The sequence below is a fragment of the Methylotuvimicrobium sp. KM2 genome, assembly GCF_038051925.1.
In the GTDB taxonomy this organism is placed as follows: Bacteria; Pseudomonadota; Gammaproteobacteria; order Methylococcales; family Methylomonadaceae; genus Methylotuvimicrobium.
Map to the genome: position 1 here is coordinate 1865103 of NZ_CP150634.1, position 14789 is coordinate 1879891.

Annotated in this window: 18 protein-coding genes; 15 read left to right on the top strand and 3 right to left on the bottom strand. The window is 53.3% G+C overall.

Going from position 1 to position 14789, the window contains the following annotated elements:
• The 10 genes from WJM45_RS07940 to WJM45_RS07985 all read left to right on the top strand — a co-directional run bounded on the left by WJM45_RS07940 (position 1) and on the right by WJM45_RS07985 (position 8188).
• Complete coding sequence (locus WJM45_RS07940; protein WP_341328421.1) at positions 1-723, top strand: ATP-binding cassette domain-containing protein; 723 nt, start codon at positions 1-3, stop codon at positions 721-723.
• The gene (locus tag WJM45_RS07945) at positions 710-1645 is read left to right on the top strand and encodes a SufD family Fe-S cluster assembly protein (protein WP_341328422.1); all 936 of its coding nucleotides are present in this window, start codon (positions 710-712) and stop codon (positions 1643-1645) included. Before WJM45_RS07940 ends, WJM45_RS07945 begins: the two co-directional genes overlap by 14 nt.
• Before the next feature lie 419 nt (positions 1646-2064).
• Positions 2065-2802 carry a ZIP family metal transporter gene (locus WJM45_RS07950; protein WP_341328423.1) on the top strand — a complete coding sequence of 246 codons (738 nt, stop codon included), beginning with the start codon at positions 2065-2067 and terminating at the stop codon, positions 2800-2802.
• A gap of 3 nt (positions 2803-2805) precedes the next feature.
• Positions 2806-3276 (top strand): DUF2202 domain-containing protein, encoded by a 471-nt coding sequence (locus tag WJM45_RS07955; RefSeq protein WP_341328424.1) that lies wholly within the window; start codon positions 2806-2808, stop codon positions 3274-3276.
• A 35-nt stretch (positions 3277-3311) separates the two neighbouring features.
• Positions 3312-3950 carry a class I SAM-dependent methyltransferase gene (locus WJM45_RS07960; RefSeq protein ID WP_341328425.1) on the top strand — a complete coding sequence of 213 codons (639 nt, stop codon included), beginning with the start codon at positions 3312-3314 and terminating at the stop codon, positions 3948-3950.
• A gap of 230 nt (positions 3951-4180) precedes the next feature.
• On the top strand, positions 4181-4423 hold the full coding sequence (locus tag WJM45_RS07965; protein ID WP_341328426.1) for an SDR family NAD(P)-dependent oxidoreductase: 243 nt from the start codon (positions 4181-4183) through the stop codon (positions 4421-4423).
• Positions 4424-4702: 279 nt separating this feature from the next.
• Positions 4703-5566, top strand: coding sequence for a restriction endonuclease (locus WJM45_RS07970; protein ID WP_341328427.1), 864 nt, complete (start codon positions 4703-4705; stop codon positions 5564-5566).
• 81 nt (positions 5567-5647) lie between these two features.
• Positions 5648-6040, top strand: a complete 393-nt coding sequence (locus WJM45_RS07975) for an MAPEG family protein (RefSeq protein WP_341328428.1) — start codon at positions 5648-5650, stop codon at positions 6038-6040.
• 110 nt (positions 6041-6150) lie between these two features.
• On the top strand, positions 6151-6879 hold the full coding sequence (locus WJM45_RS07980; protein WP_341328429.1) for a hypothetical protein: 729 nt from the start codon (positions 6151-6153) through the stop codon (positions 6877-6879).
• A gap of 559 nt (positions 6880-7438) precedes the next feature.
• Positions 7439-8188, top strand: a complete 750-nt coding sequence (locus WJM45_RS07985; RefSeq protein WP_341328918.1) for a gamma-glutamyltransferase — start codon at positions 7439-7441, stop codon at positions 8186-8188.
• Positions 8189-8288: 100 nt separating this feature from the next.
• Here the strand turns inward: WJM45_RS07985 and WJM45_RS07990 are convergent, their stop codons facing one another.
• Positions 8289-9191 (bottom strand): LysR family transcriptional regulator, encoded by a 903-nt coding sequence (locus WJM45_RS07990; protein WP_341328430.1) that lies wholly within the window; start codon positions 9189-9191, stop codon positions 8289-8291.
• A 106-nt stretch (positions 9192-9297) separates the two neighbouring features.
• On the opposite strand from WJM45_RS07990, the gene WJM45_RS07995 reads away from it, so the two are divergent.
• The 5 genes from WJM45_RS07995 to WJM45_RS08015 all read left to right on the top strand — a co-directional run bounded on the left by WJM45_RS07995 (position 9298) and on the right by WJM45_RS08015 (position 13414).
• On the top strand, positions 9298-9900 hold the full coding sequence (locus WJM45_RS07995; protein ID WP_341328431.1) for an NAD(P)H-dependent oxidoreductase: 603 nt from the start codon (positions 9298-9300) through the stop codon (positions 9898-9900).
• A 116-nt stretch (positions 9901-10016) separates the two neighbouring features.
• Complete coding sequence (locus tag WJM45_RS08000) at positions 10017-10583, top strand: YceI family protein (protein WP_341328432.1); 567 nt, start codon at positions 10017-10019, stop codon at positions 10581-10583.
• Between the two features lie 55 nt (positions 10584-10638).
• Positions 10639-11496 carry a pirin family protein gene (locus WJM45_RS08005; protein WP_341328433.1) on the top strand — a complete coding sequence of 286 codons (858 nt, stop codon included), beginning with the start codon at positions 10639-10641 and terminating at the stop codon, positions 11494-11496.
• A 206-nt stretch (positions 11497-11702) separates the two neighbouring features.
• Positions 11703-12656 (top strand): ABC transporter ATP-binding protein, encoded by a 954-nt coding sequence (locus WJM45_RS08010; protein WP_341328919.1) that lies wholly within the window; start codon positions 11703-11705, stop codon positions 12654-12656.
• Positions 12653-13414 carry an ABC transporter permease gene (locus WJM45_RS08015; protein WP_341328434.1) on the top strand — a complete coding sequence of 254 codons (762 nt, stop codon included), beginning with the start codon at positions 12653-12655 and terminating at the stop codon, positions 13412-13414. Before WJM45_RS08010 ends, WJM45_RS08015 begins: the two co-directional genes overlap by 4 nt.
• A gap of 168 nt (positions 13415-13582) precedes the next feature.
• On the opposite strand, the gene WJM45_RS08020 is transcribed toward WJM45_RS08015, so the two are convergent.
• Both WJM45_RS08020 and WJM45_RS08025 read right to left on the bottom strand, forming a co-directional pair.
• Positions 13583-14056, bottom strand: a complete 474-nt coding sequence (locus WJM45_RS08020; protein ID WP_341328435.1) for a nuclear transport factor 2 family protein — start codon at positions 14054-14056, stop codon at positions 13583-13585.
• Positions 14057-14068: 12 nt separating this feature from the next.
• Positions 14069-14455: an adenosylhomocysteinase gene (locus tag WJM45_RS08025; RefSeq protein WP_341328436.1), complete on the bottom strand. Its 387-nt coding sequence runs from the start codon at positions 14453-14455 to the stop codon at positions 14069-14071.
• Positions 14456-14789 lie beyond the last annotated feature (334 nt).

A 14789-nucleotide genomic window follows, 5' to 3' on the forward strand; every position in this document is an offset into this window, starting at 1 on the left:
ATGTCTTTGCTGGTGTTGAGTCATGTCGTTTATGCGGCGGGACCCAAAAAGATTCTCGACGGTCTGGATTTCGCTATCGACGAAGGGGATGTGCATGCGCTGATCGGCACGAACGGCACCGGTAAGAGCACCCTGGCGCGCTTGATCATCGGCAGCGAGGGTTGTCGGCTGAATGCCGGGAAAATCCTCTTTGCCGGCAGGGACATCGGCGCCTGGACGATGTACGAGCGCGCCCAGGCAGGCATCTCGATGGTCTGGCAAGAGCCGGCCTTGTTCGAAGGCATCTCGGTGCGAGACTATTTGAGCATTGGCCGTGGTCAAGCCGACTTATCGGAATGCTTGGCCCAGGTCGGATTGAACCCCGGCGACTATCTCGACAGGCCGCTGGACAAATCGATGAGCGGCGGCGAAAGAAAACGCATCGAGCTGGCATCGATGCTGGCATTGCGGCCCCGGCTTTGCATTTTGGACGAACCGGTGTCCGGCATCGATTTGGTCTCGGTCCGGAGTATCCTGGCCGTGATCAAGCAAATACAACAAAACGGGTCGTCGATTCTGCTGATCACGCATCGCGAAGAAGTCGCCGGCATTGCCGACAAGGCTTCGCTGTTGTGCGGCGGCAAAGTCGTCATGACCGGCGCGCCGGATAAGATCATCCAAAATTACAAGGCCAGACATTGTGTCGTTTGTAACGGCCGGGAGTGCGACTATGCCGCTGACTGATCGATTCATTCCGTTACTGAACGCGAGCGGCATCGATCGCGGTATCTTGGACGACCGTGATACCGCGCATATCGCGGCGGACGGGCAATCGCTGCTCAGCCGGCGGTCGATTCCGGGTCTTTCGATGAATATCGATGAAAGCCTTGGGTTGACGAAGGTCGACATCAGGATAGAGCGCGATACATACATCGTGAATCCTGTTCATCTTTGCTTCGCGCTGCTGCATGGCACCGGCAGTCAAAACTTTTGCGTCCATGTCGTGCTCGAACCGGGCGCCAAGGCCGATTTCATTGCGCACGGTCTGTTCGCGAATGCTCAAGTCGTCAAACACACTATGCAGAAGCTCATCGAGATCGGCGACGGAGCGCAGGCGCATTTCACCGATAGTCATATTCATGGACTTTCCGGTGGTATCGAAGTCAATTCGACAGCACAGATCAAAGTCGGCAAGCATGCGCGTTACAGCGCGGATTTCTCGTTGACATCGGGCAGGGTCGGGCGGCTCGATTTGAATGAATCGATACAGGCCGACGATTACGCGGTCGTCGAGATCATTTCCCGTGTCTACGGGCATGACGACGATTCGATCCAAATCAACGAAGAAGTCAGTCTTAACGGCCGGTTCTCGCGCAGCATGATCAAAAGCCGCGTCGCGTTGGAAGACGAAGCCCGGGCGGACATCGTCGGCATCACCGAGGGCCGCGCCGAAGGCTCGCGCGGTCACATGGATTGCATGGAAATCATCAAAGACCAAGCGGTCGGGCAATCGACGCCGGTCGTCAAAATCAGTCATCCGCTCGCAAAGATCACTCATGAAGCGGCTATCGGCACGGTCGACAAGAAGCAATTGGAGACCTTGATCGCGCACGGGCTATCACCCGAGCAGGCCACGAACATGATCGTGCTGGGCATGTTGCGTTAAATCGATCGAGGGTTTACGAATGCTGCTATGGATAATCGGGTTCAGCCTGTTGGGCAGTATCGGCGCTATTGCCGGCGCGGCCTTGTTTTCCCTGGTTCCCACGGTCCTCCGTGGGAACCGATACGCGCGCTGAGAGTATTACGTTGTGCTTAAGCCTTGGTATGCATTCCCACGCAGGAGCATGGGAACGAGAGTTCAATCAGTTGAGGGGTACTATGAATGCTGCTATGGATAATCGGGTTCAGCCTGTTGGGAAGCTTAGGCGCTATTGCCGGCGCGGCTTTGTTTTCCCTGGTTCCCACGGTCCTCCGTGGGAACCGATACGGGCGCTGAGAGTATTACGTTGTGCTTAAGCCTTGGTATGCATTCCCACGCAGGAGCATGGGAACGAGAGTTCAATCAGTTGAGGGGTACTATGAATGCTGCTATGGATAATCGGGTTTAGCCTGTTGGGAAGCTTAGGCGCTATTGCCGGCGCGGCCTTGTTTTTGTTCTTTCCGGAAGGCATTCGTAGAGTGCTGGTTCCTTGTTTGATCAGCTACGCGACCGGCACGCTGCTCGGCGCGGCGTTTCTCGGCATGTTGCCCGCCGGGCTGAAACAGGCTCCGGCGATCGCCGTCATGGCGACGGTCTTGGCCGGCATGGTCGGCTTTTTCGTTTTGGAAAAGCTCGTCATCTGGCGTCACTGCCACAATAGCGGATGCAAAGTACATAGCCATGCCGCGCCGTTGATTCTGATCGGCGATGCCTTCCATAATTTTGTGGACGGCGTGGTGATCGCCGCAGCGTTCCTTACGTCTATACCATTGGGCGTCACTACCGCATTGGCGGTGATTGCGCACGAGATCCCGCAGGAAGTCGGCGACTTCGCCATCCTGCTCGACAACGGCTACAGTCGTGTGAAGGCCTTGGTGCTCAATGGGCTATCATCCGTCGCCACATTGCCCGGTGCTTTGGTCGCCTATTTTTGGCTGGTCGAGACACGCGAGGCGGCGCCCTATATTTTGGCGATCTCTGCCGCCAGCTTCATCTATATCGCGACGGCTGACCTGATTCCGGCCTTGCACCGGCAGACTAGTCTGCCGACATCGCTACGCCAAATAGTGCTGTTGCTCGCGGGCATCGCAACCGTCGCTTTCTTTCACCTTGGAGGATAAACCATGAACCGGCTCACCGAAACTGAAATCGCCGCCCTCAACGAGGTCTTGGATGATGAATACCGGGCCTTGGCGATTTACGATCAAGTCATTGCCGACTTTGGCGATGCGCCGCCGTTCAGCAACATACGAGATGCGGAAAGCCGACACATAGAAGCGCTTTGCACCCTTTTTTCTCGCTATGGGTTAACCGTTCCCGAGAATCCCTGGTTGGGTAAGGTTGAGCGTTATGCGAGCCTGAAAGAAGCTTGCGAAGCCGGCGTCGCCGCCGAAATCGCCAATGCCGAAATCTACGAACGTCTAATTCAAGCCACGGAGCGACCGGATATTTTGACCGTGTTCCGCAATCTTCGGGATGCATCGCAGCAGCGCCACCTGCCGGCGTTTCAACGATGTGCGCAAGGATCATCCGGACGCGGTGGACATGGCGGCGGGGAAGGTCGGCGCGGCAGACACGGGTGCGGCCATGAGTAGGATCGCGGAAGGCCGTTGTCAAAAGGAGTCGCGCCATGGCTAGGGCGGCGCCGTTCGAGGCTCATCATCAACGTTACGAGGCATGGTTCGAAAAGCATGAGGCTGCTTATATCTCGGAATTGCTGGCCCTGCGGCCATTCGTGCCCTGGGAAGGCTGCGGCGTCGAGATAGGCGTCGGCAGCGGTCGATTCTCGGCGCCGTTGGGGGTACAGGTTGGCGTGGACCCATCGCGAGCGATGTTGGCCCATGCCGCGGCGCGAGGCATAAAGGTCGTGGAAGGCATGGCCGAGAATCTGCCTTTCGAAGACGGCACCTTCGATTACGCGTTGGTGGTAACGACCATCTGTTTTGTCGACTCCCCAGTGAAAATGCTTGCCGAGGCGCATCGTGTACTTAAACCGGGCGGTCGCCTTGTGATCGGTTTTATCGATAGGGAAAGCGCCTTGGGACAAGATTATCTGGCGCATCAGAACGAGAGCGTATTTTACCGCGAAGCCACATTCATATCGGCTGACGAAGTGGAGCAACTTCTGCTGGAAACCGGTTTCTCGATCGACGCTTGGGGCCAGACGCTCGCCCGCCCATTGCACGAAACTCGAGAGATCGAATCGCTAAGGGCAGGGCGGGGGCAATGTGCATTCGTTGTCGTCGCGGCAACGAAAGAGGATTGGTAATTATTCAGCATAAGTCATATATAAGAAGGTGTCGGGCATTGATTTATAAGGCTGTCTGCAACAGGACGTTGCAGTCAGAGCTTACAGGGACGTATTCACGCGTCCTTAGAAATCAATACCCGACGCCAAACCGACCAAATGCGCTGAATAGTTACGATGATTGATTCATTGAAAACGAGAGTTACACGATAATATACGGGGCTAAACATCCCTCGATGGAGTGCGGTTTCATGGATTCATCTCTTTATTCATCAAGTGCTCAAAATTCCGGTGCACGGGTTTATTTGGTCACAGGCGCCACCGGGGCGATTGGCAAAGCCATTGCGCGGCAACTGGCGGCAAAGCCGAATTCCGAAGTCGTATTGGTCTGCCGCGATGGCGAAAAAGCACAACGAGCGGTCCGGGAAATCATCGCTGCCACCGGGAACGAAGCAGTGCGCTTCGAGCTCGCCGACTTGACCCCTTCGATGTGACCCCTTCGATGCTGAGACGCATGATCCTTCGCACGCCACAACCGGTAGAGCTTGCGAACTTGAACTTGACTTCGGAAATAGTACCATCTAAAGTCAGCGGCAATTTAATGGGCGGGCAAATCTGCCTGGATTGTCAGCTAATATCAAGTTATCGAGGCAACTATGCGCGGTTTTTCAAATATCAAGGCAAAAGTGCCTGAAAATACCGGTAATATCAACTTGTGTGGGTAGATATGCCTGAGAATCAATAATTAGGTGTAAAAAGCGAAACTTACTCTCATGCCAAAAACTGGGAAATCACTAGAAAAACTAGTCTCAAGTCTTGAAAAAGCGCTTGGTGATTCAGGAAATGTTGTTGTCGAATCACCAAAACGCTTAACGGATAAAATTACGGGTAAGTTGCGTGAGCATGATGTGGTATTAACAATAAACCAAGCGCATCATCAAGTAATCGTGGCCATAGAATGTAGGGATCGATCTAGACCAATTACTGTGAATCAAGTCGAGGGGTTTTGGAAAAAATGCCAAGATACCGGTGTAGATCATGGCGTAATAGTATCCTCTATGGGCTTTTACAATACGGCAAGACAAAAATCCGATTTTCTGGGCATTCGATGCTTAGATATTGAGGAAGTCGAATCGTTTGATTGGATGCTCGCTCAAGGGATGCATTCATTAACGAAAAGGCTGTTGCATCATGATTGGGTGTTTTATCCTAAAAAAGAAGGCATTGCTGATAAAACAAATATGGAGGTAATGGATGTTGAAGGAAACTTGCTAACTCAGGAAGTCCTTACCTCAAATGCTTTATCCCAATTAACCAAACTTCTATCGGAGCCATTGGCTCCAGTTGAAAAGGATTCTGTCACTGTTAAATTCCCTGGAGACAATTTAATAATAAGAAATACAGAAACAGGAGAAACCAGTCCTGTAAAGTATGTGATGGCGACATTGCATTATTCTATAGTGGATGAATTTATTCCTTTTAAGCTTATTCAATACAAGGATGCAGACGAAAATATTACTGAAGCGGCTGTGGCAGATTTTAACGCAGGCAATATAACAGGGAAATTTATGATTGTAGGTAAGTTTGACGAGGAGAAAAAAGTTGTTTTTGTGCCAGACAAAGCAAAAAACACCTAACAATACGCTCGTTCGGGCAAACTACGCTTCGCTTCGTTTGCGCCGCACAGCTTCAATGTTAAAGCATCACTGGGAGGAAATATGATAAGTTCTTTGTATGCTGCGATGTTGGCATTATTGATTGTCTGGTTGTCGCTTCGGGTCATAAAGTTGCGCCGGGAAAAGAAAGTGCGTCTCGGCGATGGGGGCGAACCTGAACTCCAGGCCGCGATCCGAGCCCAGGGAAATGCAACAGAATATATCCCTATCTCTCTCATCTTGCTCGTTCTGCTTGAGTTAAGCGGTGCTCATGTAGCCCTTGTGCATTCCGGCGGTATTGCTATGCTCGTTGGTCGCATCTTGCATGCCAGGGGCTTGCTGACCGAAAGCCTTCGTTATCGCATACTAGGAATGCAAGTTACCATTTTTACACTGATCGGTTTGGCAGTAGCCAATCTCGCTTACGTTGTGTACAGCGGCTTACGGACGCTCTAACATGGCGCTCAAAGGGACGTGCCGCCTCATGGCGGTTTTTTAAGTTTTGTTATTTATCAAGCTTTGGGGATTAGCATCACTGTGACTGAATCGGTGGCCGGGAGAGTCTGATGACCATTACGAACAAGCAATCCGGTACAAACGTGCACGAAATTGCCGACGGGATCTATCGCATCAACACGCCGATTGTGATCGAAGGTGCGGGCGGGTTCTCATTCAATCAATACCTCATCGTGGACGATGAACCATTGCTCTTCCACACCGGCCCGCGAAAATTGTTTCCATTGGTGCGAGAAGCAGTCGGTGCCGTTTTACCGGTCGAGAGCCTTCGCTACATTGCGTTTTCCCATGTCGAAGCCGACGAATGCGGATCGCTCAACGAATGGCTCGCCGTCTCTCCGCAGTCGATACCCCTGTGCGGCGCGGTTGCCGCCATGGTATCGGTTAGCGACCTTGCTGATCGGGCACCCCGTGCGCTTGCCGACGGAGAACGGCTCTCCCTGGGCAAGCACTCCGTGCGTTGGTTCGACACACCGCATTTGCCGCACGCGTGGGATTGCGGCTTCTTGACGGAAGAGCTAACGTCCACATTGCTATGCGGCGACTTGTTCACGCAGAAAGGCGCTGATCTTCCGCCTATCACGGAGTCGGACATCCTGGGACCGAGCGAGGCATTCCGCCACGAGATGGACTACTTCTCGCACACGAAGAATGCACGCGCGATGCTTGAGCGTCTGGCTTCGACAAACCCTTCAACGCTTGCATGCATGCACGGTAGCGCATGGCGTGGCGATGGGGCGAAACTGCTTCGCGCGCTTGCTGACGAGCTATCTGCATGACTGGGTCTGTGCTACCCGCATGGACCAGGCGTTTCAGCGGACGCAGACGAACCGCATCGCTGAGCTTGATCGTTAAGCAATTGGAACAATGGAAGCCTTACCGTACAAAGAGCTATTGAGCATTGTTGCCATCGTGTTGACGTTTCTGGCGACGGCTCCTTACATATATTCCATTTTGAAAGGTGCGACCAAACCGCATGTATTTTCTGCTGTTACCCAAGCTCCAGCTTGGGTAACCTGTTCAGGAAGCTCTAGCTTCCCGAAAATCAAGAAAAATTGAACGAGCGAGTCGGGATTGATTGAGAATGTGCGTAGGTTGTGTCGGTCACAGGAAGCTGGAGCTTCCGGGGTGTCTTTCCCAAGCTGGAGCTTGGGAAAGAGCGTGATGTGGGTTGGCCGTTTTTAGCTTGACGCGCATGGCTTGCGAACCCCGTCCTGCTAAGGGTATGCTGATCTTTGGGCTTTAGCTGAAGAAACTTGCTAATCAGGATCTATTATATGATTTTTTCGTGCAAACGCCGGTCACTAAACGAGATGTCGAAGACACGGATTTTTTCCGATTTCTGCGGATTTCGAAACGGTCCGGCAGGAATTTCATATCGGCTTGGGCTCGGTGGCGACACCCGGTACCGTCAAAGGACTGTTCGCGGTTCATCGTGAACTCGGTACGCTGCCGATGACGGTTCTGGCCGAGCCTGCGATCGAACTGGCCCGCGGCGGCGTGGTCATGAATGCCTTTCAGGCCTATATCTTTGATATCGTCAAGGCGATTTACCTGGCCTATCCCGACACGCGTAAAACCTTTGGCAGCAAAACGCATCAAGGCCAATTGCTGCAGCAAGGGGAAGTATTGTATCTGCCCGATTTAGCCGATTGCCTTGAGGTGCTGGCTCGGGAGGGCGAAGCGTTTTTTTATCAGGGTGAGATCGTGAGCGCCGTCATAAGGCTGTGTGCCGAACGAGGCGGGCACCTGGTCGGCAAAGATTTCAATGATTATCGGCTGGTCAAACGCAAGCCGTTGTCGATCGATTATCGCGGAGCCACCGTGCTGACCAATCCCGCCCCCAGTTCCGGAGGCACGCTGATTACTTTTGCTTTGCAACTGCTGCAAGCTTTCGACCTGTCTCGCCATAGCCCAAGCACGGTCCCGTATCTCGATTTGCTGGCTCAGGTTCAAGACATGACCGATAAGGCGCGCATCGACGCCTACCTTGACGATCACACGCACCATCCCGGAGAGCATGTCTTGGATGCGGAAAACGGCGAAGCCTATCGTACTTACCAGGTCTTGCAATCTAGCATGACATAATCACATGCTCTGCTCGTGACTCACGATTAATTTGACTTAGAAACGCGCATGAATTTCAGGTCCCTGATTTATTCCATGCCCATTACTTAGTGCGTCAGTCTTATCCCTGGCCTTGTGCTTTAGCAATGACCGATTCCGTTAAAATATCGGCCAAGCGCCTGACGCCGGGGCCCGCAAAGTCGGGGTTCGCCAGGATCAGGTAGAGCGGTACTTCTCGTGTATTACCTTCTCTCAAAGGCAATGGCTCTAGAATCCCCGTTCGCAATTGTTCACGAATATGTTCTACGGGTAGCCAGGCAAAGCCATGTCCCATACTGACGGCCTGAATGGATGTGGCCACCTGGCTCACCGTCCAACGCTGATCAACTTCGACCGATACCGAGCGGTTATCGCGCTTCGCGCCGGAATCCCGAATCACAACGTGCCGATGTGCGCGCAAGTCCCGATAACTCAATTCACGGCCTAGCCGATGGAGGGGATGCTCGGCATGAGCGACGGCCAGCAAGCGAATCCGCATCAACAGATTTCCCAGAAAACCCGGGGGCAACTGCGGTGAAATGGCCAAATCCAAATGCCCGCTGAGCAGCGCATCCGAGGTTCCCCCCAATACCGACTCGATCAATTCGACTCGCGTCCCGGGGCTCTCCTGGCCGAAACGCGCCAGGCACGTCAATAACAGCTCGGAAGGAAACAGGATTTCAGCGACGAGGGTGATAACGGCTTCCCAGCCGGCCGAAAGTTTATGCGCCGCGCGTTCTAAATCGCCGGCTTCATTCACCAGAGCCAAGGCGCGCCGGTAGAGCATTTGTCCGGTCGGGGTAAGTATGGCCTTGCGCCCTTGAATCTCAAAGGCTTTAACGTCCAGCAAGGATTCAATTTTTTGTACGGCATAACTGACGGCCGATTGGCTTTTGGACAGTTTTTCTGCGGCTTGGGCGTAACCCCCGGCGTCCACGACTTCAATCAAAGACCGCCATTGCTCCAGTGTAATATGTGGATTCATGATAACTTATCGAATAAATAGATAAATATAGGCTAATTATTATGCTTTTTTATCGTTTCAGTAAGGGGTTAAATAGCATCACATTAACTGAATAGAGGAAAAGACGATGACAACCCTGTTGCAAATCAATTCAAGCATCTTTTCGAATGGCGGTCAGTCCAGCCAATTAGCCAATGCGTTTGTCGCCAAATGGCGGGTCAGGAACCCGGAAACAAAGGTGGTCGTTCGTGATTTGACCAATGAACCATTGCCTCACCTGGATGCGCAGCGGGTTTCGGCCTACTTCGCGCAGCCCGGTGCCCGGACGCCGGAACAGCAGTCCTTGGCCGACGAATCGGAGACACTGATCGACGAGATCAAGCGGTCGGATGTCATCGTCATCGGTTTGCCGATGTACAATTTCGGTATTCCCTCGACGCTGAAAGCCTATTTTGACAGGATAGCCCGTGCCGGGTTGACTTTCCGATATACCGAGAACGGCCCCGAAGGATTGCTGCCGGGCAAAAAAGTCTACGTTTTTGCGGCCAGAGGCGGGATGTATGCGGGAACGGCTCTGGATAGCCAAACCAATTATGTGCGCGATTTTCTCAATTTTTTGGGTATCACCGATATTGAATTCGTCTACGCGGAAGGGCTTAATATGGGTGAACAGGCCAAGGATCAGGCGCTGGCCGGAGCCCATCGGCGGCTTGCAGAATTAGCCGACTGAATCGCAAGCCGAAAACTTTGAGACTGTCTTCAACAAAAGTTAGATTCGGTATCGCCTTCCAATTTACGCCGGAAAATAGCATTTTATTTTTATCCAATCCACCGAGGAATTTCATTATGAAACGCATCGCACTATTATCGTTAGCGGCGACTTTTTCGGCGGCTACCCTAGCCGCGCCCGAAACCTACGTCATCGACGGCAGCCATACCTTTCCCGGCTTTTCTTACAGCCATCTCGGGTATTCGACCCAAATGAGCCGTTTCGACAAGACGTCCGGCAAAATCGTACTCGATCGCCAGGCAAAAACCGGTTCAGTGGAAGTCACGGTCGATACGACGTCGGTCAATACCGGCTTACCGTTATTCAACGAACACATCCAGGGTGAAGATTTTCTGGATACCGCCAAGCACCCCGCAATGACATTCGCTTCCGACAAACTCCTATTCGAAGGTGACATGTTGGTGGCGGTGGATGGCACGTTGAGATTGAAAGGGATCGCCAAACCCGTGACGTTGACCGTAACATCGTTCCAGTGCATGCCGCACCCCATGTTGGAAAAAGACGCTTGCGGCGCTAACGCTACCGCCGTCGTCAAGCGGTCCGACTTCAACATGGGCAAATATGCACCTCAGGTAAGCGACGAGGTGACCCTTACCATCCCGGTCGAAGCCGTCAAGGAATAAGCTTCGCATCATTCGACCACTGTAAATAGGAGGTCGTTAACATGAGGAAACTGACATGAGCATACGCACGCTTCAACAAATCATTCCAGCCATTGCGACTTCGGACGGCGGCGGCGTTAAACTGCGTCGTAGCCTTGGACAAAAGCAAGCACTGCGGGTCGATCCTTTCTTGATGCTGGATGAATTTTCTTCCGAGCATGCCGACGATTACATCGCCGGTTTTCCGGATCACCCGCATCGCGGTTTCGAGACCGTTACCTATATGCTGGAGGGGCACATGCTGCACCAGGATCATCTCGGCAATCGGGGCGATTTAAAAAGCGGCGGCGCGCAGTGGATGACCGCCGGCCGAGGTATTATTCATTCTGAAATGCCCCAACAAGAAAGCGGTCGCATGCGAGGCTTTCAGCTTTGGGTCAACTTGCCTGCGAAGGAGAAAATGAAACCGGCCGGCTATCAGGATGTCCGGCCTGAAGAAATTCCGTTGCAAAAATTGCCGGGCGGGGGGCAAGTCAAAATTATTGCGGGAATTGCCGACATCGCCGGCAATCCCATCGCCGGGCCGATTCAGGGAATAAGCACCGAGGTCTTGTTTTTGGATGTCAGGCTACCTGCGGGCGAAACTTTTAGCCTCGCGATAACTAAAGATCACAATGCCTTTGTTTATCCCTATGAGGGCACATTGGCGATAGGACCCGCGGCAAATAGACATATCCTGGCATCGCACAGTGCCGGAGGGCTTTCCGACGGCGACCGGATTGAAATCTTGTCTGAAGAGCACGCAGCGGCATTCTTGCTGTTGGCCGGCCGGCCGTTAGGAGAGCCGATCGCTCAGTACGGGCCTTTCGTGATGAACACGCGAGAAGAAATCGAGCAGGCCATGGCCGACTATAGGAATGGGCAACTGGTATGAGCGGTTGCCGTTGCCGACCATCGTATCGCCCAACACGATATATCCGTTTGGTGGGAGTCGGGTCCGCGCGATGAAAAAACGAACCTAATTCCACGGCCGGCTTGATTGTAAACCCGAGTCATGAAACGATTGCGCATGAATTCGGCAACCGAAGTCAAAATCCACCTTCTATATCGAATTCATCTATGAAAACAGCCACGGCAGCGATGACCGCCAATAGCTCCGCCCCCATCATTTCCGTATGCGGCGTCAACAAGACCTATGCCGGCGGTTTCCAGGCGCTCAAAAAAATCGACCTGGACATCAAACGCGGCGAGATATTCGCCTTGCTCGGACCCAACGGTGCGGGCAAGACGACGTTGATTAGCCTCATCTGCGGCATCGTCAAGGCCACTTCCGGAACCATCATCGCCGACGGGCACGATATCATGCAAGACTACCGTGCGGCGAGGGCAACCATCGGTTTGGTGCCTCAGGAACTGCATACGGATGCGTTTGAATCGGTCTGGGCGACGGTCAAATTCAGCCGGGGACTGTTCGGCAAGGCGCCCGATGCAGCCTACTTGGAAAAAGTCCTGCGCGACCTCTCCTTGTGGGACAAGCGGAACGCAAAAATCATGACGCTCTCGGGCGGTATGAAACGCCGGGTTCTGATTGCCAAGGCGCTCGCGCATGAGCCAACGATATTGTTTCTCGACGAGCCGAGCGCCGGCGTGGATGTGGAGTTACGGCACGACATGTGGCGCATGGTGCGGGCGCTTCGTGCTCAGGGTACCACGATCATTCTGACCACTCATTACATCGAGGAAGCCGAAGACATGGCAGACCGCATCGGAGTGATCAGCAAGGGTGAACTGATCGTCGTTGAAGACAAAGCGGTGCTCATGCGCAAGCTCGGCAAAAAGCAGCTCACCCTGACTTTGCGGCGCCCGATGACCGGCATCCCGGCCGGATTGAGCGCTTGGCCGTTAGTGCTCTCCGGCGATGGACATGTCCTGGTTTATAGCTTCGACGCCCAGGAAGAAGAAACCGGGATTGCCGAGCTGTTGCGTACGCTCGCCGAGCACGGCATCGAATTCAAAGATTTACGCTCCAGGGAGAGTTCACTGGAGGACATTTTCGTCAGCCTGGTACATCGGCCCAAAGGAACACAAGAATGAATATTTACGGCATTCGCGCCATTTACCATTTTGAAATGGCGCGCACTTTTCGTACGCTGTGGGAAAGCATCGTAGCGCCGGTGCTGACCACCTCGCTGTATTTCATCGTATTCGGCAAAGCCATCGGTTCCCGTATGGGCGACATCGACAACGTCAGCTACGGCGCCTTCATCATCCCAGGGCTGGTAATGCTGAATTTGCTGAACGAAAGCATTTCCAATGCTTCTTTCGGCATCTACATGCCCAAGTGGGCGGGTACTATTTACGAGCTATTATCGGCACCGGTTTCGTGGTTCGAAGTGCTAATCGGTTATGTGGGGGCGGCGGCGACCAAATCTGTGATGTTGGGCCTGCTCATTCTGGGCACGGCACGCATTTTCGTGCCCTACGAGATCGCCCATCCCGTGTGGATGGTTGCCTTTCTGTTGCTGACGGCGGTGACTTTCAGTCTGTTCGGCTTCATTATCGGCCTGTGGGCCGATAGCTTTCAGAAACTTCAAGTGGTCCCGATGTTGATCGTTACGCCGCTGACCTTTCTAGGCGGAGCGTTCTATTCGATCGATATGTTGCCGCCATTGTGGCAGAAGATCACGCTATTCAATCCGGTGGTGTATTTGATAAGCGGTTTTCGCTGGAGTTTTTACGGCATAGCTGACGTGGATGTCGCCGTCAGTATCGGCATGACGTTTGGTTTTCTCATGACATGCCTGATTTTTGTATGGTGGGTGTTCAAGACGGGTTACAAGATTAGACATTGAGACGGTGCTTGCTTTGCGGAGTGCCCGTGACTTGGCCGCCGTCGCGGGATGCGCGAATTAAATCGGCCATGACAGATGTCGGAATAGAAAAACGCTTTGATCAATAACTTGAATTCAAGTGACGTGATAGACCGTTTACCAGCCTTACCTTCACCTCCAAGCCACTAGTTACAAGCCCAAATCGCTCAAACCGGCGTGATCGTCCGGCCGACGGCCCAGCGGCCAGTGGAACAAGCGTTGTTCTTGTTTTATCGGCAGGTCGTTGATGCTGGCAAAGCGTCGCTGCATGAAACCTTGCGGGTTGAACTCCCAGTTCTCGTTGCCGTAGCTGCGGAACCATTGTCCGGAATCGTCATGCCACTCGTAAGCAAAGCGCACCGCGATGCGGTTGTCGGTAAAGGCCCATAATTCCTTGATCAAGCGGTAATCCAGTTCCTTGGCCCATTTGCGCTGCAAAAACTGCCGTACTTGTTCGCGGCCTTGCGGAAATTCGGCGCGGTTACGCCAGACCGTGTCTTCGGTATAGACCAGAGCGACGCGATCCGGGTCGCGCGAATTCCAGGCGTCTTCAGCCATGCGCACTTTTTGCGCCGCGGTTTCGGCGGTAAAGGGCGGTACGGGGGCTTTGATTTCTTGGGTCATGGTATGTCTCCGTTACTCTGAAAGTATGCGAACCGAAGCGGGAGCGGTTGCTCGATCGACAGGCGTCGGCGGCAGGGCAGATTTTTGCTCCTCGGCAATTGCTGAGTTACAAGGATGTAACGAACGCAGAAAATGCAGGAGCATTTTTCTGCCCTGCATTGCTCTAATACACGCCATCCATGGCGTAATGCAAAAGCTGCATTCATGCCATCCATGGCAATCAGTCGCCGCCAGTTTCATTTGTGCGACCTGATTATCGATTTCAGTCGGCACCGGATGTACGGCATTTTCGAGATCGCCGCCATGCCGCCACAAATAGGCCATGCTCAAGGCCTGATTGGCGAAGCTCATATCCATTACGGCGGTCGGATGGCCTTCTGCAGCGGCGAGGTTGACCAAGCGTCCTTCGGCCAGCAACCGGACCTGACGGCCGTCTGCCAGCGTATAGGTTTCGACCGACGCAGAGCGTCAATGCCATTAAGTTAAGGTCCTTGGAGTTTTACTCCCCTATTTGAAAAAGAGTGGCTGGGGGAGATTCTTCCTCGTTCCCATCGCTCCAGCGTGGGAACGCATACCAATCTGGTTTCAACAGCCAAGATACGGATTCCCACGGAGGACCGTGGGAACCAGAAAAGGCTTAACTTAATGGCAGTGACGCAGAGCATGGGAACGAGCGCTTTGTGGGGATACATCAGCCTCAACCCCCCTTTTTCAAAAGGGAGGGCAATCATTA

Coding starts and splice junctions, on each gene's coding strand:
- WJM45_RS07940 (WP_341328421.1), top strand. CDS start 1: ATGTCTTTGCTGGTGTTGAGTCATGTCGTTTATGCGGCGGGACCCAAA.
- WJM45_RS07945 (WP_341328422.1), top strand. CDS start 710: ATGCCGCTGACTGATCGATTCATTCCGTTACTGAACGCGAGCGGCATC.
- WJM45_RS07950 (WP_341328423.1), top strand. CDS start 2,065: ATGCTGCTATGGATAATCGGGTTTAGCCTGTTGGGAAGCTTAGGCGCT.
- WJM45_RS07955 (WP_341328424.1), top strand. CDS start 2,806: ATGAACCGGCTCACCGAAACTGAAATCGCCGCCCTCAACGAGGTCTTG.
- WJM45_RS07960 (WP_341328425.1), top strand. CDS start 3,312: ATGGCTAGGGCGGCGCCGTTCGAGGCTCATCATCAACGTTACGAGGCA.
- WJM45_RS07965 (WP_341328426.1), top strand. CDS start 4,181: ATGGATTCATCTCTTTATTCATCAAGTGCTCAAAATTCCGGTGCACGG.
- WJM45_RS07970 (WP_341328427.1), top strand. CDS start 4,703: ATGCCAAAAACTGGGAAATCACTAGAAAAACTAGTCTCAAGTCTTGAA.
- WJM45_RS07975 (WP_341328428.1), top strand. CDS start 5,648: ATGATAAGTTCTTTGTATGCTGCGATGTTGGCATTATTGATTGTCTGG.
- WJM45_RS07980 (WP_341328429.1), top strand. CDS start 6,151: ATGACCATTACGAACAAGCAATCCGGTACAAACGTGCACGAAATTGCC.
- WJM45_RS07990 (WP_341328430.1), bottom strand. CDS start 9,191: ATGAATCCACATATTACACTGGAGCAATGGCGGTCTTTGATTGAAGTC.
- WJM45_RS07995 (WP_341328431.1), top strand. CDS start 9,298: ATGACAACCCTGTTGCAAATCAATTCAAGCATCTTTTCGAATGGCGGT.
- WJM45_RS08000 (WP_341328432.1), top strand. CDS start 10,017: ATGAAACGCATCGCACTATTATCGTTAGCGGCGACTTTTTCGGCGGCT.
- WJM45_RS08005 (WP_341328433.1), top strand. CDS start 10,639: ATGAGCATACGCACGCTTCAACAAATCATTCCAGCCATTGCGACTTCG.
- WJM45_RS08010 (WP_341328919.1), top strand. CDS start 11,703: ATGACCGCCAATAGCTCCGCCCCCATCATTTCCGTATGCGGCGTCAAC.
- WJM45_RS08015 (WP_341328434.1), top strand. CDS start 12,653: ATGAATATTTACGGCATTCGCGCCATTTACCATTTTGAAATGGCGCGC.
- WJM45_RS08020 (WP_341328435.1), bottom strand. CDS start 14,056: ATGACCCAAGAAATCAAAGCCCCCGTACCGCCCTTTACCGCCGAAACC.